The sequence below is a fragment of the Streptomyces sp. NPDC096176 genome (assembly GCF_044763255.1).
Taxonomy (GTDB): Bacteria; Actinomycetota; Actinomycetes; order Streptomycetales; family Streptomycetaceae; genus Streptomyces.
This window is the reverse complement of the sequence record NZ_JBIWFV010000007.1, coordinates 35967-58984: the sequence shown is the minus strand read 5'-3', so window position 1 is coordinate 58984 and position 23018 is coordinate 35967. Positions and strand designations below refer to the sequence as shown.

The 23018-nt window shown below is 69.3% G+C and carries 16 protein-coding genes and 2 pseudogenes; 9 read left to right on the top strand and 9 right to left on the bottom strand.

From position 1 onward, the window contains the following. Positions 1–86: 86 nt before the first annotated feature. Together ACIQ7Q_RS20470 and ACIQ7Q_RS20465 are read right to left on the bottom strand one after the other, a co-directional pair. The gene (locus tag ACIQ7Q_RS20470) at positions 87–503 is read right to left on the bottom strand and encodes a DUF5958 family protein (RefSeq protein ID WP_403863745.1); all 417 of its coding nucleotides are present in this window, start codon (positions 501–503) and stop codon (positions 87–89) included. 53 nt (positions 504–556) lie between these two features. Continuing rightward, on the bottom strand, positions 557–757 hold the full coding sequence (locus ACIQ7Q_RS20465; protein ID WP_403864828.1) for a hypothetical protein: 201 nt from the start codon (positions 755–757) through the stop codon (positions 557–559). 116 nt (positions 758–873) lie between these two features. On the opposite strand from ACIQ7Q_RS20465, the gene ACIQ7Q_RS20460 reads away from it, so the two are divergent. From ACIQ7Q_RS20460 to ACIQ7Q_RS20445, 4 genes are all read left to right on the top strand, one after another. Then, positions 874–1989: a tyrosine-type recombinase/integrase gene (locus tag ACIQ7Q_RS20460; protein WP_403864765.1), complete on the top strand. Its 1116-nt coding sequence runs from the start codon at positions 874–876 to the stop codon at positions 1987–1989. Further along, entirely contained in the window at positions 1986–2330 is a 345-nt protein-coding gene (locus tag ACIQ7Q_RS20455) for a helix-turn-helix domain-containing protein (protein WP_403863742.1), read from the top strand. The genes ACIQ7Q_RS20460 and ACIQ7Q_RS20455 overlap by 4 nt, the downstream gene beginning before the upstream one ends. Positions 2331–4310: 1980 nt before the next feature. Continuing rightward, positions 4311–4859 (top strand): hypothetical protein, encoded by a 549-nt coding sequence (locus ACIQ7Q_RS20450; RefSeq protein ID WP_403863739.1) that lies wholly within the window; start codon positions 4311–4313, stop codon positions 4857–4859. Between the two features lie 136 nt (positions 4860–4995). After that, complete coding sequence (locus tag ACIQ7Q_RS20445; RefSeq protein ID WP_403863736.1) at positions 4996–6279, top strand: hypothetical protein; 1284 nt, start codon at positions 4996–4998, stop codon at positions 6277–6279. 15 nt (positions 6280–6294) lie between these two features. Here the strand turns inward: ACIQ7Q_RS20445 and ACIQ7Q_RS20440 are convergent. Together ACIQ7Q_RS20440 and ACIQ7Q_RS20435 are read right to left on the bottom strand one after the other, a co-directional pair. Further along, positions 6295–7222, bottom strand: a pseudogene (locus ACIQ7Q_RS20440) (IS5 family transposase). A 31-nt stretch (positions 7223–7253) separates the two neighbouring features. Next, entirely contained in the window at positions 7254–7838 is a 585-nt protein-coding gene (locus ACIQ7Q_RS20435; protein WP_403863733.1) for a S1 RNA-binding domain-containing protein, read from the bottom strand. A gap of 129 nt (positions 7839–7967) precedes the next feature. On the opposite strand from ACIQ7Q_RS20435, the pseudogene ACIQ7Q_RS20430 reads away from it, so the two are divergent. The 3 genes and pseudogenes from ACIQ7Q_RS20430 to ACIQ7Q_RS20420 form a co-directional block, all read left to right on the top strand. Beyond that, positions 7968–8330, top strand: a pseudogene (locus ACIQ7Q_RS20430) (Tn3 family transposase); the annotation flags it as partial. A 282-nt stretch (positions 8331–8612) separates the two neighbouring features. Continuing rightward, on the top strand, positions 8613–9497 hold the full coding sequence (locus ACIQ7Q_RS20425) for a S1 family peptidase (RefSeq protein ID WP_403863730.1): 885 nt from the start codon (positions 8613–8615) through the stop codon (positions 9495–9497). Between the two features lie 310 nt (positions 9498–9807). Beyond that, positions 9808–10416 carry a GPP34 family phosphoprotein gene (locus ACIQ7Q_RS20420; protein ID WP_403863727.1) on the top strand — a complete coding sequence of 203 codons (609 nt, stop codon included), beginning with the start codon at positions 9808–9810 and terminating at the stop codon, positions 10414–10416. A gap of 205 nt (positions 10417–10621) precedes the next feature. Here ACIQ7Q_RS20420 and ACIQ7Q_RS20415 read toward each other — a convergent pair whose 3' ends face one another. After that, complete coding sequence (locus tag ACIQ7Q_RS20415) at positions 10622–14728, bottom strand: hypothetical protein (RefSeq protein WP_403863724.1); 4107 nt, start codon at positions 14726–14728, stop codon at positions 10622–10624. Positions 14729–15673: 945 nt separating this feature from the next. Then, complete coding sequence (locus ACIQ7Q_RS20410) at positions 15674–16069, bottom strand: RidA family protein (RefSeq protein ID WP_403864762.1); 396 nt, start codon at positions 16067–16069, stop codon at positions 15674–15676. 136 nt (positions 16070–16205) lie between these two features. On the opposite strand from ACIQ7Q_RS20410, the gene ACIQ7Q_RS20405 reads away from it, so the two are divergent. Continuing rightward, on the top strand, positions 16206–17180 hold the full coding sequence (locus ACIQ7Q_RS20405) for a helix-turn-helix transcriptional regulator (RefSeq protein WP_403863721.1): 975 nt from the start codon (positions 16206–16208) through the stop codon (positions 17178–17180). Between the two features lie 253 nt (positions 17181–17433). On the opposite strand, the gene ACIQ7Q_RS20400 is transcribed toward ACIQ7Q_RS20405, so the two are convergent. After that, positions 17434–18597 carry a cation:proton antiporter gene (locus tag ACIQ7Q_RS20400; protein ID WP_403863718.1) on the bottom strand — a complete coding sequence of 388 codons (1164 nt, stop codon included), beginning with the start codon at positions 18595–18597 and terminating at the stop codon, positions 17434–17436. A gap of 655 nt (positions 18598–19252) precedes the next feature. Further along, on the bottom strand, positions 19253–19864 hold the full coding sequence (locus ACIQ7Q_RS20395; RefSeq protein WP_403863715.1) for an NUDIX domain-containing protein: 612 nt from the start codon (positions 19862–19864) through the stop codon (positions 19253–19255). Positions 19865–20424: 560 nt separating this feature from the next. On the opposite strand from ACIQ7Q_RS20395, the gene ACIQ7Q_RS20390 reads away from it, so the two are divergent. Next, on the top strand, positions 20425–21042 hold the full coding sequence (locus ACIQ7Q_RS20390) for a low molecular weight phosphatase family protein (protein WP_403863712.1): 618 nt from the start codon (positions 20425–20427) through the stop codon (positions 21040–21042). Positions 21043–21178: 136 nt separating this feature from the next. Here the strand turns inward: ACIQ7Q_RS20390 and ACIQ7Q_RS20385 are convergent, their stop codons facing one another. Further along, positions 21179–23014, bottom strand: coding sequence for a DUF4012 domain-containing protein (locus ACIQ7Q_RS20385; RefSeq protein WP_403863709.1), 1836 nt, complete (start codon positions 23012–23014; stop codon positions 21179–21181). Between the last annotated feature and the right edge of the window lie 4 nt (positions 23015–23018).

Genomic DNA, 23018 nt, shown 5'->3' with positions numbered 1-23018 from the left:
ACGGGATCACCGGCCCCACGCCCGACCAGCAGAAACGCAGTCTTCAACTCCGGAAACGCAACGGCTTCTAACGCAACCTTTGATGATCACGTGGTGGCCGCTCCCGAATCGGATTTTTTCGCCAACTGGTGCCAGGCATGACCACATCCGTCGGCGCAGAACCGCTCCCGGCGACGCTCGTCCGCCACCCCCAGTAGCGCAACCAACAGCCGAAATGCCTTCACACGCTCGTCCTGCGGCAAATTAATGATCTTTGCCAGCTGCACGTTCAGCTGCCCACGCGTGATCAAAACCGCCGGGGTATACGTCGGTCGCAGGCCGGCGCGTCGCACGCTCTCGGGACCGTCCTCCTCCATTGCACGGGCCTGCATGCAGTGCCCGCACAGATCCCGCAAAACCTCGAACTGATTATCAGCCGGCAGAGCTTCGAACCACTCGACACCCTGCTCGATCGGCCGCAGCCCCTGCGCGAGCATGTTCAGCATGACCGTGCGCTCGTCCATCCGTCTCCCTCTTCGACTCGGCCGAGGCGACTCGCCCCCCGTGGGCCAGCGAATCAGATCAACACGCAGAACTTGACAGAGAAGTCGTCGCTCACCAGTTCACGGAAGCGGTCGAGCTCGAGGACCTGCGTGTCGGGCCAGGTGCTGGCCAGGGTGGACTTTCCGCTTCCGGAGGCTCCGATCAGGACGATCAGTGCACTGAAGGACGGGGAATTGCATTGAGTGCATGGAAGGTACTGGGCTACTTCGTCCATCTGCAGAGAGCAGGGGCATGAGGTCATGGTGGCTTCACCTTTCTGAGCTGGGCACATAGACACGGGCATGCATCTGATGCAGGATTCGGGCTTCAGGTGCAGGGGGTGTGGGCTTGGTGCGGCGGGGCGATGAGGCTCCCGGGTCGGCGCGGCTGGAGCTCGTCGATGGCGTTCTGTTGCTGCATCCGGAAGATGCAGTCTTGGACGGCATGCTCGACGGCTGGGAGAAGCAGCAGCTCGGTCGGCGGTTGGAACCCGAGACGATCCGTGACCGCGAGTCGGTAGTGCGGCGGTTCGTCGACTTCAGCGGGGAGTATCCATGGAACTGGAGCGCTGGTCATGTCGACGATTGGTCGGCGACATTGATCTCTGAGGGCGGCCGAGCGAAGTCGACAATCCGCGCCTACCAGGGCGCATTGCGGCTGTTCTGTGACTTCATCACTTCGTCGCACTACCGGTGGGTGGAGGTCTGCGAGGAGCGGTTCGGCACGCATCCCGTCCAGGTGTGTCACGAGTGGAACACTGCGTCCCACTTGGATGAGTACGAGGGCGATGCTGATCGGCGGCCCCTGACGCGGGAAGGAGTGCAGGCGCTTTTCGACTACGCCGACGATCAGGTGGAGAGGGCCGTCCGTCTTGGGCGCAAGGGAGCTCTGCCTGCCTACCGCGACGCGACCGTGCTCAAGACGATCTATGCGTGGGGACTGCGGGTTCGGGAGGCTTCTCGCCTGGACGTTGCGGACTTCTATCAGAACGCGAAGGCACCGGAGTTGGGGAGTCTGGCGCTGGTCCATGTGCGTTATGGCAAGGGCAGCAGAGGGTCAGGACCACGACGGCGCATGGTCGCGAGCGTGATGCCGTGGGCCGTGGAGTCCCTGGATGACTACCTGCGCAACATCCGTCCCCGCTTTCCCGATCGATCGGCACGGCAGGCCGTTTGGCTCACTGAACGTGGTGGCCGACTGCAGCCGCGAGAGATCGAGGAGCGCTTCGCCACCTACCGGGACGCGCTCGGTTTGGACAAGGAATTGGTTCCGCACTGCTTGCGCCACTCGTATGTCACGCACCTGATTGAGGACGGCGCCGACCCGAAGTTCGTGCAGGACCAGGTGGGTCACCGCGTCGCGTCATCGACCGCGATCTACACGGGTGTCAGCACGGACTTCACCAACACGATGATGCGCAAAGCGCTGGATCGAGCCTTCGAGGCAGACGGACAGGAGAAGGTATGACATTGAAGCTGGACTACGAGTGGCACCTGCGCGAGCTCATGGCCTTGCGCGGCATGTACTCCACGACCGATCTGCGCCCACTTCTCATCGAGCGCGACGTCAACCTGTCAGCGAGCCAGGTGTACCGGCTCGTCACCGAGAAGCCAGAGCGGCTGAGCATGAAGACGTTGATGGCACTCATCGACATCTTGGGCTGCCGTATGGAGGAACTCCTCGAGCCGGTGCAGGCCACTGCACCCCTACGCAGGACAGCTGACGCGGCCGACACGGGGGAGGCAGTGGAACGCGGTGTCGGCTCCTTCCGCCCGCGCCGTGCTCGCGTCGCTCGTGATCCACAGTGACCGCCGCTTCGGCCGACGCCCCCAGGTTCCTTCTCGAACCGATGGCCACCATCGTCGATGCCGTGACGACGGTCGAGCCTCAGCTGTCCGCTGCCCTCGTGGAGCAGATCGCTGGCCAGGTCGCTCCGAACCGCATGCACCAGCGCCGACTGGCCCAGGCACTGTCCACCGACCCCACCCTGCTGACCACGGGTCGCGCCGCAGGACCGCGTCACGTGGAGTTGCTGATCAACGCTCTGCTCCCGCATGGAACGCGCCGATTGGTACTGCCCCGATGCGCAGGCTGCGGCAGGGCCACCGCTCTGGAGCACAGGGACGGAACACGTCGGCTCTGCTCCAACTGCAAGCGCAAGGCAACGGGGGGAGAACCTCGGGAGCCCTGCGCGATCTGCGGAAAGACCCGCCAGGTGCACTGTCACGACCAGGAGGGGCACCCTCGATGTCCTCGGCATCCTCCTGCCGAGGACGGAACACATGTCATCCTCGGCGCGCTGGGGCAGCTCGACACCGGCCTCGATGAACAAGCCGCCATAGCCGCCATCAACGAATCGCTGCCGCGTGCACACCAGCGACGCAAGGCCGCATCGGAACTGCGGCGCCGTCCAGACCTGCTCACCGGTGAGGGCGCCCAAGGCTCCCCAGCCGTCATCGCCCTGATCGATGGATTGGTCAACGCCGGAGCTGCGCGTATCGTCCGTCCTCCTTGCGCCATCTGCCGGTCGGTGAAGCCCCTGAAGTTCCGCAGTGAGCAAGGCCGGTGCTGCCGCCGCTGCTACGAGGCGGGGCGCGACCAGCCGTGCAGCCGCTGCGGCCAGACCAAGCACGTCGCGACGCGCACGCACGAGGGAGAACCCCTGTGTTACCCCTGCATGCGCCGCGATCCCATCAACATGAGCACCTGCTTCGTATGCGGTCGCCTGTGGCCATGGACCGTCAAAGACGCTGATGGCCACTCCGTGTGCGGGTCGTGCTGGCGCCCGCCGGTGACAACCTGCTCGATCTGTGGCCGAGAAAAGCCGTGCCACTACTCCAGCTCCGATGCTCCACGGTGCGCGGCCTGCGCCACACGAGCCGCGCATGCCCCATGCTCGCGCTGCGGAGTTGTCAGGGCTGTTTTCGTCCGCCTGGAGAACGGCGACGGATTGTGCGAAGCCTGCGCTCGACGTCGTGAGCCATGCGTCGTATGCGGCTGCACGATGCGCGTCTACGGCCGAAACGCCGCCGGCGCGCTCTGCACAGTCTGCTATCGCAAGCATCCCTCCTCCCAACGTCAGTGCGTCCGATGCGGGCGACGCGATTATCTGCACCACTTCGGGCTCTGTACCTCCTGCGCGGCTCCGCGGCAGTTGCACGCCGCCCTGACCAACCGCGACGGCCAGTTGCGCCCGGACCTTGAACCTGTCTTCTCAGCGCTCGCCGACTCCAAGGCTTCGTCACTGCTGCTCTGGCTTGCCAAGCCGCTGCCGAGGCAGATCCTGCGGACTCTGGCTGAAGGAACAGGCCCTGTCACGCACGCCACCTTGGATGCCCTACCGGAATCCAGGGCCGTCACCTATCTGCGGGCGGCCCTGGTCACCACCGAAGTGTTGCCTGCACGCGACGAACAACTGACCGCGCTAGAACGCTGGCTGAGCACCTACCTCCAGCACGTCATGGATCCGCAGGAACGAGCGCTCATCAACCGTTTCGCCACGTGGTCTCATCTCAGACGCCTCCGACAACATGCCCGGCGGCGCCCCATCACGCGTGGGCAGTGCCAGACCGTACGCCATGACATCCACGCCGCGGTTGCTCTTCAGCGCTGGCTCCAGCAACGCGGGCACAGCCTGTCGACCTGCGATCAAGCTCTGATCGACGAATGGCTGGCGAAGCCAGGGCGAAAGCACAAGCAGGTCAGGAGCTTCCTGATGTGGTGCGCCTCGCGAGGCCACGCCTCCGCGCTGCACATCCCCCCCGCGGGGAACAACCCGTGGTGTGGAAATGCTGACCGAGCAGGACCAGCGCTGGCGCATCAGCAAGCGCCTACTCCACGACGCAAGCCTTGCCCTGTCTGACCGGGTCGCCGGCTGTCTCGTCGTCCTCTACGGACAACCGGTGTCCCGTATCGTCCAACTCACGACGGACAAGATCAGTAGCGGGACAGAAGGCGTGCAGCTCCAGCTCGGTCCGCGCCCCGTGGAGATGCCGGAGCCCCTGGGGTCATTGTTCCTCGAGCTCGCCCGCAGTCGCCAGGGTTTCGCAGTCCTGGGGCAAAAGGAACAAGGACCTTGGCTCTTCCCAGGCGGCCGCGCTGGACAAGCGATGACCGCCAGTCACCTGACGATGCGCCTCAACCGACTTGGCATTCGCACCCGCGCCTGCCGCAATACAGCCCTGCTTGACCTTGCGGCTCAGGTTCCAGCATCGGTCTTGAGCGAGGTGTTGGGCATCTCGATCAGCGCCGCGGTGGCCTGGTCCCACGACGCCGGAAACACGAGGCTCGCCTACGCTGCGGCCGTCGCACGGAGGGATTTCCACAAGTCCGAGTAGCCGCCGCCCTCACCAGGACGCCCCCGGGAAAGTGATGTCACACCCATCATGACAGGTCAGACGGTGTTTTCGTAGGAGGAACGGCACAGGTGACCAGCCTTGTTCGGCCCTCTCCGGGACACCCAGAATCTCCGTTATGAATCACTCGGGGAAAGTCGATCAGGACGACATCGTGCGAGCGCAGAATGTGCTGCTCGCATCGGGACGCCGCACGCCGCGCGAGGAAGTCGACGCGTACCGAGTGCTCGCTCAGGTCAGCCCCGCCTCGTACCTGCCGCTCTTGGCCAGGGCGCTGCAACGGCTGAGTTACGACACCGGCTCCGGCGAAAGGCATGCAGCCTGTCTCGCGCTGCGCGAGGAGGCAGTGGCCGCGGCGCGGTCCATCGATCCGGGCGAAGCTGCCCGCCCGGATGTTCTTTACGAGGCTCTCGACACATGCCAGAGAGAGCTGTACACCCTGGGCCGACGCGCCGAAGGGCTCGCCATGCGCGCCGAGATGCTGGCCATTGCCCGTGCGCAGGCCGAACTATCCGGCGACCCCGTCGTCAAAGGGCTGCATGAGTGGGCTGCCGGTCTTTCCGAGGAGGGCCGGTATGCCGAGGCTGCCGATGCCATGACCGAGTTGGTCACAGCAATCCTGCCCGACGGGGCCGGCAGTGGGGCTCTCGCCTGGTCACTCCTGGAGTGGATCGCCGCTCTCCATGACGCTGGCCGGTCCGGCGAAGCACTCGCGGCGTTCGAGACACTCGTCAGCATGGAAGCGGCCGAAGCCGCGAATGACCGCGGCCCAATGGCCTGCCATCTCTACGCGCTCATCGGGTACGCGCAGATGCTCGACACCCACGGCCAAGGCGAGCAGGCCGCCCTCGTCCGGCAAGAGGCACTCGCTTTGCTGACGGAGTTGGCCGATACCGGGGAGAGGAGGTCCTGGAGTGGCTATCAGGCGTCGTTCTGGGCGGTGCTGCTGTCCTTCTCCGGCGCCGAAAGCGATCGGCCTGCGTCCGATGGACCGCGTCCGCCTTCGGGGGAGGCGCCCATGCAGTGGTCGCCCGATGCCAAGCGGCGCTACTTCGACAGCCGTCATGCCCTCCGTGAAGAGGTGGACACCCTCGCTCCGCGAGCCGCCGAGGATCCTGACCAGCACCTTGCCGAACTGGTCCGGCTGCATCGGGTCCTCACCGTCCGCTCCGCCGTCTACTGGGAGAACCGCACCCATCTGTTCGCGGAGCGAGTGCGCTCTCTGTTCGACGACGGAGTGGGCCTGGCCCGCAGGCTGTCTCAGCACGACCCGGCAGACGGAACGCGAACAATGGCCAGGAGCCTGATCGACCGATCGACCTTCCACACCGCCGCCGGCGAGTTCAGACCTGCCCTCGATGACTTCCGCCAAGCCCTGAGCTACCTGGGGGAGGCCGACTAGGACTTGTCCGGCCGATCATGTCCGGAGCCAGATGGTGAGGGCTGCGGCCGTGGCGGTGCCGAGGTAGACGTAACGGCGCTTGTCGTAGCGGGTAGCCACTGCCCGGTGCTGCTTGAGCCTGTTGATGGCGCGCTCGACGGTGTTGCGCTTCTTGTACCGCTCTTCGTCGAAACTGGGCGGCCTCCCGCCGCGTGAGCCCTTGCGCTGGCGGGCGGCCTGGCTATCGGTCTTCTCCGGGATCGTGTGCCGGATGCCCCGACACCGCAGGTAGATCCGGACGGGCCCGTTGCTGTATGCCTTGTCGGCGGCGACGCTGTCAGGCTTCTTGCGGGGCCGGCCCGGCCCGAGTTTCGGGACGCGGATCTTCTCCAGGACCGGCTTGAACTGGGTGCAATCCGCCCGCTGACCTGATGTGACGATCAGAGACAGCGGGCGACAGAGGCCGTCCGCGCTCAGGTGGAGTTTGGTGGTGAACCCGCCCCGTGAACGGCCCAGGCCCTCACCTCCAGCACCACCTCCACCAGGCGGGCGTACAGACTCTGCCACGGCGCTTCGTCCTGATGTTCTGGCTCCTCGGCCCCCTTTGAGCCGGGCGCCGGCGGTGGGTCGGTGCGAGCGCCCGCCGCATGCTGATGCGCCCGCACGTGGAGTCGACCGAGACGTCCCAGTCGATCTCGCCTGCGGCGTCGGCTGCGGCCTGGACCTGTTGGAGCAGACGCTCCCAAGTCCCGTCGGCTGACCACAGCCGGTGCCGTTCGTAGACGGTCTTCCACGGCCCGAACCCTTCGGGCAGGTCACGCCACTGCACGCCGGTCCGCACCCGGTGCAGAATCCCGTCGATCACCTGCCGGTGATCCCGCCACCGGCCACAACGCCTGTTGCTGACCGGCAGGAACGGCCGCAGCCGTTCCCACTCGGCATCACTCGGATCACCCCGCCCCATGCTCTATTCAACGGCTGGGACACGCCGGCCGTCACGTGGCTGGCGAGACACCTTCATGCCGGCCGCCCTGCGGCCTGGAGAGGAGGACCCGGCGCGTCGGCGGGTCGATCTTTGTGACAACGACGGTGATCTCCTCTCCGACCTCGAAGTCTTCCAGCGGACTTACAACAGGCCGACCGTGGGCTTCTCTGAAGGGGAGCAGCCCTACAATCCCGTCCCCGAGATCGACGAAGGCGCCGCTGGAAACCGTCTTCTCAACCGTCCCACGGAGTTCCTGGCCCACTGCTGTGCGGTCGGCGAAAGCCTGGAGCGGGTCGGGCTCCAGTGCCTTCAAGGACAGTCTGGCCTCCGCGTTGTAGGTGTCGAACTGGAGGAACTCGCACGAGACACGCTGGCCTACCTGAACAACATCGGTGGGAGCGTCGATGTGCCGCCAGGACAGTTCGGGGATGACGATGAACCCGACACCGGGGAAGAGCGGATGGGCAGGCCCGTCATCCAGGGCCACGAAGACCCCGAACCGTTCGATCGCCGCGACGGTGCCGGACAGGATGTCCCCGCGGTGCAGGGACTCCAGAAACGCCCAGAGTTCCGGGCTCTCAGACTGCCAATCCATACCGCCACCCTGGCACACGAGATCGTGGGCCCACCACGCCCTCGACGAGCTGCAGCCCCCGCCATGCCTCAGTAGCCGAGACCATGATCGGCCGGACAAGTCCTAAACTAGGGACCTCTCCAGGACGCGACACGGCGACACATCGACCTCGAGCAGATCGCCGAACACTGGGACGACATTCTGCGTGTGATCGGATCGATCCATCACGGTGCTGTCAGCGCACACGATGCCCTGCGGATCCTCACCCGCAACGGCAAGCCCACCAAGCTCGGAGCAGCGATCGCCTCCTTCGGACGCATCCCGATGACGCGTCACCTGCTCCGCCTCTACGACAACCCCGAGTTTCGGCGCGGGATCGAGGCACAGAGCAGGCTTCACAGAGAGCGTGCCGAACTCGCCAGGCGCATCTGTCACGGAATCCACGGGCCCTTCCCGGTCGGTGACAAGAACCCTGTCGGCGCGAAACCTCCGCCACCCGACGCCTGTTGCTGATAGGCCGCGCCTGTCGTCGCAGCGCGCAGGGCTGCCCCGGTACGCGCCGGTCGGTGTGAAGCAACCACAAAATCCCTGCCCAACAGGGCCTGTTGGGCAGTTCGGCGTCGACGCGGACCAGGCCCCAAAGCGGGCTGGGGGACGTCCGCCGGGGAAATATTGCCGCCGAGTGAACCTCGGCGGCATTTCCACGGTCTGAGATCACGGCAACGTGCCGAAGGGCCAACGACCGTAACAGCCCGGCCCTTTGGCGACCGACCCGGAAATGGAGACCAACCCCCCATGAGAGACTTTCTGCCCCGTCGCCACGCCCGCCGGATAGCCTCCGTCGGACTGGCGTCGAGTGCGGCGCTGGCGCTCGTCGTCACGGCCGCGGCAACGGCCCAGGCGGCGCCTTCCGACGAACGGAGCAAGCCCGGCATCAGGATCATCGGCGGTGTGGAGCAGTCCGACTCCGCCTACCCCTGGATGGCGGCCGTGCTGGTCAAGGGCGCGGAGAGCCCGGTGAAGCGTCAGTTCTGCGGCGCCAGCCTGATCAGCCCCGACGTCGTCATGACCGCCGCCCACTGCGTGACGGGCACCAAGGCGAAGGACATCGAGGTCACCGTCGGCCGCACGGTGCTGTCCAACAAGCGGCAGGGACAACTCCGCAATGTGACCGGCATCGTCTCGCACCCCCGCTACCTCAAGGGCGACGAGGCATATGACCTGGCGCTCCTCGAGCTGGCGAAGCCGGTCAAGGACATCGCTTCCGTCAAGCTGCCGACGGTCGGCACCGACGCCCTCCTGCGCCCCGGCGCCAAGGCCAAGGTCATCGGCTGGGGCAACACGGACACCGAGCTGCCCAACTACCCCGACCGGCTGCGCGGAGTGAACGTGCCGCTGCTCTCGCACCCCGAGTGCACGGCGACGTACCCGGGCTACAACAAGTCCGTCAACGTCTGCGCGGGCGTGGAGGGCAAGGACTCCTGCCAGGGCGACAGCGGCGGTCCGCTGTTCCGCAAGGTCTCCGGCCGTACGTACCAGATCGGCATCGTGTCGTACGGCGAGGGCTGCGGTGAGCAGGGCGCCCCCGGCGTCTACACCTCCACCAGCTCGGCCAAGCTGTGGAAGACCCTCGCGGAGTCCCCCGAGGGCAAGCGGATCAAGAAGAAGATCGGCCGCTGACCCTGGCGGCGTGCCGGTCGCAGTGGCGGCGTGACGCGCTGCCGTTGTGACGGTGCCGGGCCGGTGCGACCGGTCCGGCACCCGGTGCGTCCTCCGGGCGCGGCGTCGTCGCACCTCGTCGTGGCGGCGAGACGGTGATCCGGCACACGGGCGGGATGCAGGCACCTAGCACGCTGCGTAAACTCAAATTCGGACATCAGTTCAGCGATCGTCGAGACCCCCGGTCGCCGCAGAGGCCGGGCGGTCCTGCAATCCGGCGGGGGACACCTCAACGACATGACGACGTCGACGCTTGAACGTGAGGCTTCTCATGACCACGCCGCGGGACCTGTTGATCGTCGCCCTCGATGCGGGGCAACCCAGCCGCCCCGTGGAATCAGGTGACCTGTCGCTCGCGCTCGCGGGAGCCGAACTGATCGATCTCTTGAAGATCCCGGCCGGCCGATTGGACGGCGGTCGCATCGTGCCGGGCCACCTGCCCGCACCGGCGGATCGGCTCCTGGAGGAGGCTGCCGCCTCATTCGTTCGTCGTGAACCCTTCGAATCGGTCAGCGACTGGCTGTGGCGCAGAGGTAACTCCCTGGCCGACAAGTACCTCGCTGCCCTCGAGGCGGAAGGGGCCGTCGTGCGGCAGGGCAAGCATCACTTCCGGGGCGGCCGGAAGGTCCTCGCCGATTCACCCTCCCGAAGCCACGCGGCGGAGCGCTGGGCAGCCGCCGAGCCTGTGCTCGTCGCTCTCGCTGAAAGCCTCGGGTTTCGGGGCGAGCAGCAGACCGGAGACCCACCGGACGATGTGGACCACGTCGTGGCGACGGTGGTGGCAGGAGTCAACGACGCGCTGCAGGAACTGGAGGCAGAGCGGCAACGACGAGGTGTCGAGCAAGCCGCCTTCGACAACATCTGGCGCGGCCTCGAATGATCCGTACACGGGGCAAGTCCCAGGGAGCCGCGCAGAGATGACAACGGGCCCGCAACCGGCCCGCGTTCGTCTGCCGGAAGCCGCACAGCGAAGCCTGTTCGTCGTGATGTGGTGGCACTGAGCCATACCGCCTTTTGCGGCCACGTCCCGTGGAGATCCGCGGCCGCAGAGCAATCCCGTGGCCGCGAAACCGTGAGCCGCGCCGTCACCGTACCCGTGCCGCCCAGGCGAGGGCGAAGCGCTCGTGGGCGGGGAGCGGGACAACTGTGCGCTCGTCCGACGGGGCGGACACGGGTGCGGGGCGGGGGGCTTTGGCCGTGGCGAGCTCCTTGCGGACGGCGCGGTGGTGGTCGAGGGTCCAGGTGTTCCAGCGGCGCACGGTGCGGTCCGCCGGGCGTTCGAGGGCGTGCAGTTGGAGGTGGAGAGCGGCCGCGTCGCGGCCGACTCCGAGGGTCGTCGCGGCCTCGTCCACCAGAGCCGGGACGCTGAACAGCGGGTTCGTCTCGTACTGGCCGGGCGGGACGGGCGTGGTGGTGGACCGGTCCGCCAGTCGGCGCAGGTCGGCCATGAGAGTCGCGGGGGCGTTCGTCAACTGGTCGACGAGCGCCCGGGCGCCGGCCGTGGCCGGGTCGCCGACCGGGCGCTCGGTGAGCGCCCAGGCAATGGCGGTCGCCGCGGCCTGTACCCCGTCGGCGTCGAGGGGCTCGGGGAGCCGGCCGGTGAGCAGGGCCGTGGCCCATGTCTCCGGCAGGCCGCGATCGGCGGCCAGAGACGAAGCGTGGCTGCTGTCGTCGGTGTACGGCTCGGTGCCGAGGAGCCCGGCCCAGGCATCGGCCATCCGGTCCGCAGCAGCGGTCGGGCCGCCGGGCGCCCACAGTTGCGCTGGATCCGCAGGCAGGGCGGCCGCCAGCACGGTGCGCCGGCCGGCCGGGCCGAGGCGTCGCCGGAACTCGTCGTACGCCAATGAAGTGGCCTGGTCCGCCCTGTACGGCTTGGCGCGGAGCAGTTTGCGGTGCGCGTCGTAGTCGGCGCTGCCGGCGAAACCGTCGAGTGCCAGGGCCGCGATCGGCCGCGGCACCCCCGTCCGCCAACGGAACAGATCCACTGCCTCGTCGGGAATCGGCAGCGGACCGTGCGTGGCCAGCACGGCCAGCAGGACGGGGAGCCGGGTGGTGTCGTCGAACGGGATGGTGTGGGTCTCGCATCCCTCGGCGTCGGCGGGCACCGGTTCGGCGGCGCGCTGAAGGAAGGGGGCGAGGCCGCTGCGGACCTGCCCCGAGGCCACCGCGGCAGTCGCGCGCAGTTCGGCGATGTGCTGGTCGGGGGCGCGGCCGGTCCGCCAGGCGCTGCCGGGCTCGGCGAACGGCTGTCGGCTCCACACCTCCAGCAGGGCGGTGAGGGCCTGCCGTTGCCCGTCGGGGGTGGCGGCGACCGCGGCCCGCCAGGCCACGGCATCGATGCGGCCGACCAGCGCTGCCCACTTGGGCGGGGTGGCGGGCAGCGCGAGCACCCGGACCTCGTCGTCGATTTCGCCGCGCAGATACCGGCCGTCGGCGGCGACCGCCGTGAGCAGGGCGGGCTGCGGCTGCGACGGCTTCTCCTCGTAGGCGCGGAGCTGGGGCAGCAGATCGTGCAGTGCCGGGACGAGTTGGGTGTCTGGCACCGGGTCGGGGAGATCGACCACCGGGCCCGACCGCATGACGGCGACGCGGTGGGACAGCTCCCGTCGGCGGCGCAGCACGTCTGCCGCGAGCCGGACGGCGCGGGCGACGCCGGCCCGGATCCGGGGGTCGGTCACGCCGGGCAGGGGATGTGACTCGCTGTCGCAGCTGCTGGTCCTCGGGCCCAGCAGTCGGCGTACCGCGGTGTCGGTGACGGCGCGCAGCGCTTTGGAGGAAGCCTCGTCGCGCGGGGTGAGGAAGTGCCAGTAGGCGGGCGGCGGAACGGGCCCGGACTGCTCGCCTAGAGTCGCGCGCACCGGTGACCCGTCACGGCTGCCTGGGAAGCCACGGACCTGCCAGAGCAGCGAACTGTCCTCGGCGGCGTGGCAGCGAACCGTCGTCTCGCCGGCCAGGACGGCGTCCTCCCCGCCGAATGGCAAGCCGATGATGCCCCAGGGGCGGCGACCCCAACGGCGGCTGCGGTAGGAGGCGGTACGGCCGTCGACGGATTCCAGCACGAACTCGCGGGGCGACGGCCCGGGATACGGGGTGCGGTGGTGAACGCGGCAGCCGGTGAGCCGCCCGTCCTGGCCGAGCGGGGAGTTCACAACCCCTTGCGGCAGCCACGCGAGGATCCGGTGGTCGGCGAAGGGCGCGGTGCCGGGCGGCACTTCGGCGGGCAGGTGGAAGGCGGGCAGGGTGCGTTCACCCGTGGGGGTGCCCGTGTCCGGGTCGAGACGGGCCCAACCGTTACGGCGCTCGCCGAACACCTCGGAGCTCCAGACGGTGCGGCCGTCGCTCATCTGGTAGTCGCGGTGGCCGATGCCCTCGCGGCCGCCTGCACGAAGTATGCGTTCCCCGTCGTACCGGCCCTCGCCGTCAAAGGTGGCGAACTGATAGCCGAGGCCGCCCTGGATGCTGCCGCCGTAGGGGCGGAGTCCGTACGTCTCTTCAGGCGCGAAGATCTCGCCGGGTCGGTCGGACCAGTAGGCGCTTCCGTTCCAGTTGCCCTCGCCGTCCTCGGTCCAAGCGACGAGGAACTGGCCACCGACCCAGTGAACGGTGTGACCGCGGCCCGAATCGGGCAGCTCCAGCGAGTGGTCACCACGCCGACCGGCGTGGTCGACAGCGATGGCACGCGCGTCCCCGTACACGGTGAGCACCGGCCAGGTGCAGGTGACATGCACGGTCTCGTCGGGACGGAACTCGGCCAGAGCCTCCTCCAGCGCGGGCCATCCCAGTTCCTCGGGCAGCCCGGCGCGCAGGGCGCGGACAAGGGGTCCGGTGAGGTCGAGGGTGTCGAGGGCCTCCTCGATGCCGTCGAGTGCGATGGCGGTGGGCCGGTCGAGGAGGTCGTGCAGTTCGTCGACGGCCTCGTCGGCGGCGGCGAGACCGCCGCCGCGCAGAGCCCCGATCAGCTTCTCGACGCGGGTGTGCACCTCGGCGGTGATGCCGGGGTTCCCCTGGAGCCGGCTGATGGCCGTGCCGCCGCCGTTACGGAGCCCGGCGTGCACGGTGCCCTCCAGCCGGGGCCCGAACACGGGGTCCGCAGCCAGCGCCTTGAGATCGCGCTGCGAGTGCTCGTCCCAGAACTCGATGCCGATGGAAGGGCCTGGGTCCTCGACCGGTATGCCCTCGGCGAGGCACACGTCGACCAGGTCGGCGTCCAGGTGCGGCCATCGGTAGCGGTCCTCGTGCAGCCTGACCGGCGTACCGGCCGCACGCAACAGCGGGGCGAACCGGCCCACCAGGGCGAACAGTTCGGCAGGCATGGGCTGGCGCGTCACGCCGCCGCCGGCGACGGTGCGGTGCGAGTAGGCGGCCGAGTAGCGGCGCAGCCAGTCGCCGAGACCGCCCTCGGGGGCGATCCGGCCGTCAGCGGCTGCATCGGCGGCGCCGCATCCGATGAGCAACCGCAGCCAAGCGGCCGCGTTGTTCTTCGACTCGGGGAACATGTCGAGCAGGGCGGTGGCCTGGTCGTCGGTCGGCGGGTGCGTGGTGAGCGGGCCGACGGCCGCCTCGAGCAGCCGGTCCGGAACAGCCTTCCCGCGAGCCGCGGCCAGCAACTCGCCCAGCACCCGCGCCTCCTCCTCGATGCCGAGGCCGGCCGCACGGGCCGAGTCACGGACACGGCGGGCCAGGTCTGCGGGCAGCGCGCCGGGGGACGCCGCCCAGACCGTCAGCATGCGGACGAACTCACGGTGTGCGTCCGCCGGTTCGAGCGCACCGACCAGCCACTTCGAGTGGCCGCTGAGTTCGGTGGCGGGCAAGGCGCCGAAGCGTGCGAACAGCAACACGTTCGCCTGCCGCCAATCGGGGTCGACGCGCAGTCCGTGAGTGCGTTCGGCGGCGCGTGCCTGGCTGTACGCGCGGGCGGCGGAACGGCCATGCGTTTCCAGCAGCCAGTGGCCGATGGTGTCCCAGAACCAGGGCAGATGGGCAGCCGGCAGGTCACGGGCCACGCGCTCCATGCCGTCCACGAACCGACCGGGCTTCTCCCAGGCCCGCCCCCGGTGCCGGTCCGCCTCTTCGAGGACGGCGCGGGCGCCGGGCTCCGCGTGCGGAGCCCGGATGCGTGCCCAGTCGGCATAAGTCTCGGAGATCCGGTGGTTGGCCGGGAGCGGGACGGGAGTACCGGTGCTGCTGGTCATGACTCCGATCTTGCCAGGCGGCACTGACAGCGGGCGCCGCCCGCCCAGGCTGCGGCCCGGGGCAGAGGAGGCGAGTGGCGACTTGGTGCCCGCTGCGTCATTCGTTCGGCCCGCACCGAGGCACTCGACCGCACCGAGAATGCGACCTTCCTGGTGCGTGCGCGGCCACTGAACCACGCTGGGGCAGCGGGGGTAAGGGTCCGTGCAGGGCAGAACCAGGCTCTCTTTCGGGTCGTGGGGCGGCGGCCTTCGTGGATGTCGTCGCGGACCTCCCAGCGGATCCGCTGGCGGCGCAACCGGTATTGACGGGCGAACGCGCCTTCCACCAACCACCGTTGGGCGGGCAGTCGGTGCCGTGCTCGATGCCGCGGCGGGCGTTCAGCGACTTCACGCCGATCCCCTTGACGAGGCGGCGGTAGTTGTCGTGGTCGTAGCCCCGGTCGCCGCGTACGGGCCCTTCCCCCGAGTTGCTCGAACCGCTGATCGCGGTCGCTGACACCCACATTGCCGCAGAGCCGGCCGGTCGCGCGGGCCTCAGTCACGCGCAGGCGCTCGCGTTGGTCTCACGAGTCGCGGACAGCGCAGGGCGGCTACAAGCTCGCGGCGTGAGCGCTTGCCGACCCCTTGGCGGTCATCCTCGGCGCACTGGAGCTCGCGACTCGGTGGTCGGGGCGAGTTCGGGGTGGTGCTCGTAGGCGATGGGGCATGGACGAGGGCCGCCTGCAGCCGGCGTGAGTTCGCCCAGGCGTACCCGGGTCCGCGGACACCGCGGCGCCGGCGTACGTCGAGCAGCAGGCGGACGTCCGCGTGCCGCAGTCGTTCAGGAACGACTCGCGTCGAAGCCATGGACGCCGATCGTCACCATCCGGGCACCGTAAATCACCCACCTGCCTGCTGCTCGTGCCGGTTCAACCGGCACGAGCAGCGGAGGGCGGCGAGGTCACATCACGCGACGGCGGTCCCTTCGAGCTCGACCATCAGGGTGGGTATCGCCAGCCGTGTCACCCCGAGCATCGTGGTGGTCGGCGCCACCCCGGCGGCGCCCAACCGCGCCGCCAGCCCGCCGTAGTGCTGGAAGAGCAGATCGACGTCGGTCGTGTGGACGTTGAGTCGGACGAGGTTCACGAGAGTCATGCCGGCCTCGCCGAGCACGGCCTCCAGGTTGTCGAGGCTCAGCGCCAACTGCGCTGCCATGTCACCGGCATGCTGGGGCTTGCCGTCGCCGCTCATCGCGGTCTGCCCCGAGATGTAGAGGGTCCGTGTGTGTCCGGAGACGACCTCGCCCTGGTTGAACCCCATCTCCACCGACCACGTCACCGGGTTGACCGCCGTTCGTTCCACAGCCACATCAGCTCCATTCGATTCATTGGGAGTACGTACGTCCATCGGCTGGGCAGCCGCCCATCGTTGACGTCGTGTTGAAAGCCTCCCAACGAATCACGACACCCTTGGTCATGTATTGGGTTAACGTTCTCGCATGCGCGCGGACCGGCTCGTCTCGCTGGTGCTCCTGCTGCGCCGGCGCGGTCGGCTGTCCGCGGCCACGCTGGCCCGCGAGCTGGAGGTATCCACCCGCACCGTGCTGCGCGACATGGAGGCGCTGTCCGCAGCCGGTGTCCCGGTCTACGCCGAACGGGGCCGGCACGGCGGGTTCGCGTTGTTGCCCGGTTTCCAGACAGAGCTCACCGGGCTGAACCACGACGAGGCGCTAGCCCTGCTGGTCGCCGGATCACGGCGCGGCGCGCAAGTATTCGGCCTCGGCTCGGCGCTCGCTTCCGCCATGCTCAAGGTGGTTGACGCGCTACCCGAAAGCCATCGGGACACCGCGGCCGGCGTGGCGGAGCGATTGCTCATCGACCCGGAGACCGACCTCCTCTCGCGCCGCGTGGTCGCTGAGGAGGTGCCCGACGCCATAGTGGCCGAGGTCCGGCGCGCAGTGTTCGCCGGACACAAGCTGCGCATCCATTACGCCGCCACAGGCCAGACGCCACAGTGGCGCACGGTGGACCCGATCGGCCTGGTCACGGTACGAGACCAGGGCTACCTGATGGCCACGAGGTCTGGCGCGGACCGCACCTACCGGCTGTCCCGGATGTTGGCCGCCGAGGAGCTCGCCGAACCCGCACAGCGAGCAGACCGGGTCGATCTGGACCGGGCCTGGCAGGAACGCGGCACACAGTTTCGGACCGGCGGCGACCAAGTCACCGTGCTGGTACGGGTGGACCCGGCGCGGCGGGAGGACCTGGTGGGCACCGCACTGGCCGTCTGCGCCGAAGAAGCCGACGCAGACGGCCGGCTGCGGCTGGAGGTGACCTACCAAGATTCACGACACGCCGAATGGGCGCTGTGGCAGCTCGCCACGGACGCGGAAGCCCTGGCCCCGCAGTGGTTGCGCACCTCCCTGCGCAACCGCGCCGCTGCGATCGCCACCTGCTACGGAGCGTCACCCTGAGAGTCTTCACGCCTGGCGCGCGGACGAGGCGGCGGTACTTGTCGTGCAGCATGCGAACCCGGTGGGCCTTCACCGTCACCGACCGCAAGGTCAGCCGCTTCGAGACCGGCCAAGCCTGAACCACATCAGCGGGGCCGGCACGTGAGCCGCTCCCCGCACCGCAGGGAGCACACCTCCATGAGCCAGCCACCCTCTACCGTCGCTGCAGCCGTGTTCACGGTGTCCCGGCCGGCGAACAGGGCAGCGTGCGTGTTCACGGTGGCGGAGATGCGGAGCGGCGGAGCCGATCGAGGTGGCGGATTACCGGGGTGGCGGCGGCGCCATGCAGGAAGACGGACAGCAGTACGGTGAAGGCGACGACGGACCACAGCTGCTTTGCATGGCCGGTGAGTTGGTCGCTGTGGCCCAGCGCGTAGGCGAGGTAGTACAGCGATCCGATGCCGCGGATCCCGAACACGGCCGTGACCAGGCGTTCGCGCGAGCCGGTGTCCGCACCGAGCAGACCCACCCATCCGGCAACGGGCCGGACGAGCAGGACGAGGAGCAGCCCGACGAGGGCTCCCTGCCAGGTCAGGGACGGCAAGCCGTACACCACGAGGTACCCCCCGAGGAGGAACAGCAGGAAGACCGTCAGCAGCCGCTCGATCTGCTCGGTGAACTCGTGCAGCACCTTGTGATATCCATGGCTCCGCTCGGCGGCCCTGATCGTGCAGGCGGTGACGAAGACGGCGAGGAACCCGTAGCCGTGCAGCAGCTCGGCGGCACCATACGCCAGGAACGTGGCGCCCAGCGCGACGAACCCCTCCATGTGCTCGGAGAGCCGCAGCGATGACGGCCGCGCCCGGAAGAACATCCGGCCCAACAGCCATCCCGTGACAACGCCGACTGTGACACCGACGGCGGTCCGGGCCAACACGTCCACGACGAACCAGTCCCCGATCCAGCCCGCCCCCGGCTCCTGGCCCGCCGTCGCGATGGCGAGGGCGGCCAGCACGAAGGGGAAAGCGAGCCCGTCGTTCAGGCCCGCCTCGGCGGTCAGAGCGAACCGGACCTCGTCCTCGTCGTCCTCGGCGTCCGTGGGCTCACCCACCCGCACCTCCGCCGCCAGCACCGGATCGGTGGGCGACAGTACGGCCGCCAGCAACAAGGCCGGCGCGAGCGGCCACTCCAGCAGCAACGCCGCGACCCCGACCATCGCCGCGATGGTCAGCGGCAGACTGACGCCCACGAGCCGCCAAGGCCCCGCCCACGTGCGCCCACCGACCGGGCGGTTGAGGGCGAGTCCGGCGCCCATCAAGGACACGATGACGCACAGTTCGGTCCCGTGCTCCACCCAGAGCCGGTGTCGCTCCGGCTCGACAACCGGCACCGACAGCGGCAGCACGGCGGCAAATCCCCACGGCCAGGTACACGGCATCGGAAAGCGTCACTCGGCCCATCCTGTCCGATTCTTCCGCCCCGACACCTGACCGGACCGACCGGCCGACCGCGTTGCGCAACGGCCCAGACCATGGCCTGGGCCATAGCGCCGCGCCCCTAATGGCAGACGGTCACGGTCCATTCGTCCGTCGGCGGTCTTGATCGAGTGGAGCACGTCGAACGTGTCGGCGTCGTCTGTCCCACAGCGTGCTTTGGCGGAGTCCAACCCGGTGCTCGCCGTGCCCGGCCGCCGCCACCTCGCTGCTTCGCGCGTCGGCCAGGGCAGGTCGACGTCACGAACGTCCCGCCCCCGCAACATCCAGTGACCGGTATGTTTTCGAGTCGTTCTTCCGCCGTGTACCCCAACGGCTTCCGCACCTTGTCGCCATGCTCCAACCAGGCCAGATCGGAGTCCGAGACCTCTGGCGGGGAACCCCAGCCCGCAGGACCTGTTTCCACCAATGACTCGGGCATCGCGGATCCGTGAGACAAGCCATGGAAGCCCTCGACCACAGCCACCGACCACCGACCACCGACCACGAGAGTGGAGCCCGCCCGGCTCAGATCGGTGATATCCATCTACGCCGTTCACACGGTGCTCCCATTGCCCGGCGCCCGCTCCGCGAACACCACGAGCGCGGAATGGGGTGATCCTACGGCGCTGGTGTGCTCACGTCCGGCACGATGCGGAGGCGCTCGGCGCCGGGGTCGTAGGCGATCGCGTCGCCGGGCAGCTGGAAGTGGACCGCGAGCCGTGTACCCGCCCCGTAAGCGTCCAGCCCGGCACGGCAGTACGCCACCATCCCGGCGGGCAGAGCAGCGAGGCGCATCCAGTCCATCGCGTCGCAGAGGTCCGGCTCTGCGATCCGAGGCTCGCCCTTCCACCGTCGGACCTCGAAGAAGACGCCGGTGCGGGAGGAACCGCTCGGTGCGCGGTGGTGCACAGTGACGGCGGCCCGCACGTCCGGCGGGGCGATGACGACGCCGGTCTCCTCCAGTGCCTCGCGCACCAGGGCGGTGACGACGTCCTCGTGCGGGCCGTCCAAGTGCCCGGACGGCAGGTGCCACAGCCCCGCGGCGTAGACGGCGCCGGCTCGACGTGACAGCAGGACCTCCGGCCCGTCGCGGCTGTCTCTGCGCAGGATCAGATGGACGTCCAGCGGCTCGGTGTCTCCTTGAACACGGGCCCTGCCGTACCCGCCCGGCCATCCGGAGTTGCGTCGTGAGCGGAACGAAGCGGCATGGTCGCCACGGGTCGGCACCACGGGTGCGAGTTCGACCTGCTGTGGTACGTCTCGCTCGACGCCGACTACGCGGAGTTCCTGACGCTTCCCGCGTACGAGCAGCTGACCGGCTGACCGCCCGGAGACCTCGTCGGTCACGGCCCGCCGCCCCCGGTACCGCACGGCACCGGCGGCGGCGGGCCGTCGGCGTCGGCGGGCGCGGAAGGGGCGCGGCTTCACGGGTCGGGAGTCCCGCCACCGGCTCCGGACCGGCTCCGGGAACGTGACCGGAACCACGCCTTCCGCCGGGTGCCCCCTAGGAACAAACCCCCATGGTCGACCGTTCATCCATGCGTGGCCGCGGAGGGGGCAGGGTCCCCGAGCCTCACCCATTGCCCATGGGGATGAAGCCCCATGGAGCCTTTCGCCGAGAGGCGACCGCCCTCCGCAGTCCCTCCGAACGGCCCCGGTCGGTCCCCCCGCCGACCGGGGTCTTCCCTTGCCCGCCGACGGCGGTCGATCTGCCGGGCCGCGGACGTCACGCGTCGCCCCGCCCGGCGAGGCGGGCGGCGAACGTCCATCATCGGCAAGATAATTCCGCTGTGCTCCCTTCCCTCTCCGCGCCGGCCCCGGAACGGGTGGTCCGGCCCTTCCGCCTGCTCTTCGTCTGTACGGGAAATCTGCACCGCTCACCGTTGGCCGAGCGCCTGCTGAGAGCCCGGCTCGCCGCCTTCCCCGGAAGGTTCGAGGTGAGCAGCGCAGGCACCGTCGGCACGACCGGAACCCCGATGGACCCCCTCGCCGCATCCCTCCTGGTCGAGCTGGGCGGTGATCCCCGCGGCGCCCTCGCCCGCCGGCTGACCGCAGTCCACGTGGAGGACTCCGACCTCCTCCTGGGCGCTGCGGCGGAACACCGCGAGGCGGCCGTGCGGCTCTCCCCGCTGTGGGCACTCCGGCGGGCCTTCACGCTGCGTGAGTTCGCCCGACTGCTGAGGCCGGAGGACGCCGCAGGTGTGACGGACCCCGCCGAGAGAGCCGCGGCGCTGGTAAGGGGCGCGGCAGCGCGACGGGGAAGCGCGAACGGGGCGGACGACGACGACGTGGCCGATCCGCACGGCGCGCCTGCGGAGGCGGCCCGGGAGGTCGCCCTGCGGATCGCCGAGTCGGTGGAGCACATCGCCGCCGCCGTTACGGCCCCTCCGCACGACAGTCGCGGATGACGCCGCGGGGGCCCCGGACACGAGGCCCCGGCCAGCACACGGGGACCGGGCGAAACGCGAGAACGCGACGCCGGAACGGGCGAGGCACGGGAACGGGGCAGACTCGGGGACCGGCATGGTTCCGGAGGCCCAGCGGTCAGGCGTTGCACGGCCGGGGCGGCCGTGCCATGGCCTGCAAAGGCTGCACGAGCTGCTGGTGGAAAAGGACTGGCGGGCTTTCCGAGGGGCGCTCCACCAGGTTCAGCACCAGAGTGCGCGTGGCGCCGTGAGGCAGCTCCATGTCAAAGGTGAAGACCGGGTGGCCGCGTTCGGTCAACTGGTTCAGCAGGGCCGGTCGTCCGTCCACGGTCGCTTCGGTCAGCCGCGCTCCCCTGGTCGCGTAGTACGAGACCAGCAGGCGGTTGTCACCGGGCCGGATCGTGTAGGGCGGATGGTCCACTCGCTGCGTGACGTAGGCGGGGAGACCGGAGCCCGGCGCCCTGTTCGTCAGGCGTACGGTCACGGTCACCTCACGTCCGGCCGCCGTGCACCGCCCGGATGCCCAGTCCATGCGGCGGTCCAGGTAGTAGTCGAGTTTGGTGCCGGCCGCGTTGTTGACGACCAGTCCGGCGAAGGGACCGGGACCGTCGGGCAGCACCCCACCGAAGGGGTGCGATCTCAGCTCACGCTGCTCGGACGGATGCGCGCTCCACACCTTGACCCGGCCCTCCCGCAGTTGCCCGCGCAGGGCGGCGAACAACGCCGAGCGTCGCGTCGGATCGTCGGCACTTTCCAGCAGCACCTCCGATGTGGCACGGGCGACGTCGAGGAAGAACCGCTTTCGTTCGACGGTGTCCGGGTAGGCCGCGTAACTGGTGCGCTCGGTCAGGTCCACCACATTGCCGGCGGTGATCGAGGTTCCACCGGGAAGTCGGGCAGGGCCGGCGGCGATCAGCAGGCCCGCAAGCGCACTGGGATCGAGGGCGAACGCGCCGTCCAGCTTCTGGCCCATGCGCTCCCGCCACATGGTGGTCCAGATGCGGGCCGCGTACGGGAAATGCGGACTGACATTGGAGTTCTCCCAGACACGGGTGGGGGCGTGACGGCCGTACAGTGCGGCGTACTCGGCTCCCAGATCGACAGGCGCGCGGAGGTTCGACAGTTCGGTGTCGTTGCCGAAGCGTTCGAACCCCAGCCGGCCCCGGTCCGCGGTGAGGATCGCGAACGCACCGGGCAGCCCACCGGTGCCGCGCGCCTCCGCGGTGTTCTCGAAGACCACCAGATACCGTCGCGGACCGTTCTCCCCGAGCATGGAGGGCATCACACGTGCCGCCGCGGCGGCGTCGACGGTCGCCGGGACGATGCGGTCGAGCTGTTTGGCGAGCCGGGCCCGCGCCCGGTCGACGGCCGGCAGCCAGGTTCTGCGGGGCAGGCCGGCCACCTCGTTGCGCACGTCGGAGGCGCTGCGGGAGGCCTCGAGCAGGGCGGGGCCGGCACGGCGCAGCGCGGAGAGGTCCAGGTGGCCGCCGTCCTCCCCGGCGCCGGCGACGAGTTCGCCGGCTGTGCCCGCCAGGGGCGAGAGCACGTCGCGGGTCAACCGGTCGGCCGCCTCCGCGGCACCGCGCACGGTACGGACGGGACCACCGAGGACGGGCATGTGCGCGGCGGGATACCAGGCCGGTCCGGTCGTGAGGCGATGTGCTCTGGCCGCATGCGTCGCCGCCTGGTGCACGGCGTCCTCGGGTGTTCGCGTCACCGGCGCGGCATCCGCCGCGGGCGCCCCTGCTGCGGCATGGTGCCGCAGCGAGTCGAGGCTGCGCTGAGCGGCCAGCAGTTCCTGGCGGGCGAGCATGCCGGTGACGACGATCCAGGCGGCGCCGGCCAGGATCATTCCCGCGGCGGCGCACATCAGGGTCAGGGCAGGGCGGCGACGGCACCATCGCCCCGCTCTGCCCGCCGTGCGAAGCGCGAAGCCCTTTTCCGGACGCGGCATTGGC

What these genes read in the sequence shown, in the direction of transcription:
- ACIQ7Q_RS20425 (WP_403863730.1), top strand. Translation starts at nt 8,613, where the DNA reads ATGAGAGACTTTCTGCCCCGTCGCCACGCCCGCCGGATAGCCTCCGTC.
- ACIQ7Q_RS20450 (WP_403863739.1), top strand. Translation starts at nt 4,311, where the DNA reads ATGCTGACCGAGCAGGACCAGCGCTGGCGCATCAGCAAGCGCCTACTC.
- ACIQ7Q_RS20445 (WP_403863736.1), top strand. Translation starts at nt 4,996, where the DNA reads ATGAATCACTCGGGGAAAGTCGATCAGGACGACATCGTGCGAGCGCAG.
- ACIQ7Q_RS20455 (WP_403863742.1), top strand. Translation starts at nt 1,986, where the DNA reads ATGACATTGAAGCTGGACTACGAGTGGCACCTGCGCGAGCTCATGGCC.
- ACIQ7Q_RS20465 (WP_403864828.1), bottom strand. Translation starts at nt 757, where the DNA reads ATGGACGAAGTAGCCCAGTACCTTCCATGCACTCAATGCAATTCCCCG.
- ACIQ7Q_RS20400 (WP_403863718.1), bottom strand. Translation starts at nt 18,597, where the DNA reads ATGCCGTGTACCTGGCCGTGGGGATTTGCCGCCGTGCTGCCGCTGTCG.
- ACIQ7Q_RS20415 (WP_403863724.1), bottom strand. Translation starts at nt 14,728, where the DNA reads ATGACCAGCAGCACCGGTACTCCCGTCCCGCTCCCGGCCAACCACCGG.
- ACIQ7Q_RS20435 (WP_403863733.1), bottom strand. Translation starts at nt 7,838, where the DNA reads ATGGATTGGCAGTCTGAGAGCCCGGAACTCTGGGCGTTTCTGGAGTCC.
- ACIQ7Q_RS20405 (WP_403863721.1), top strand. Translation starts at nt 16,206, where the DNA reads ATGCGCGCGGACCGGCTCGTCTCGCTGGTGCTCCTGCTGCGCCGGCGC.
- ACIQ7Q_RS20470 (WP_403863745.1), bottom strand. Translation starts at nt 503, where the DNA reads ATGGACGAGCGCACGGTCATGCTGAACATGCTCGCGCAGGGGCTGCGG.
- ACIQ7Q_RS20420 (WP_403863727.1), top strand. Translation starts at nt 9,808, where the DNA reads ATGACCACGCCGCGGGACCTGTTGATCGTCGCCCTCGATGCGGGGCAA.
- ACIQ7Q_RS20385 (WP_403863709.1), bottom strand. Translation starts at nt 23,014, where the DNA reads ATGCCGCGTCCGGAAAAGGGCTTCGCGCTTCGCACGGCGGGCAGAGCG.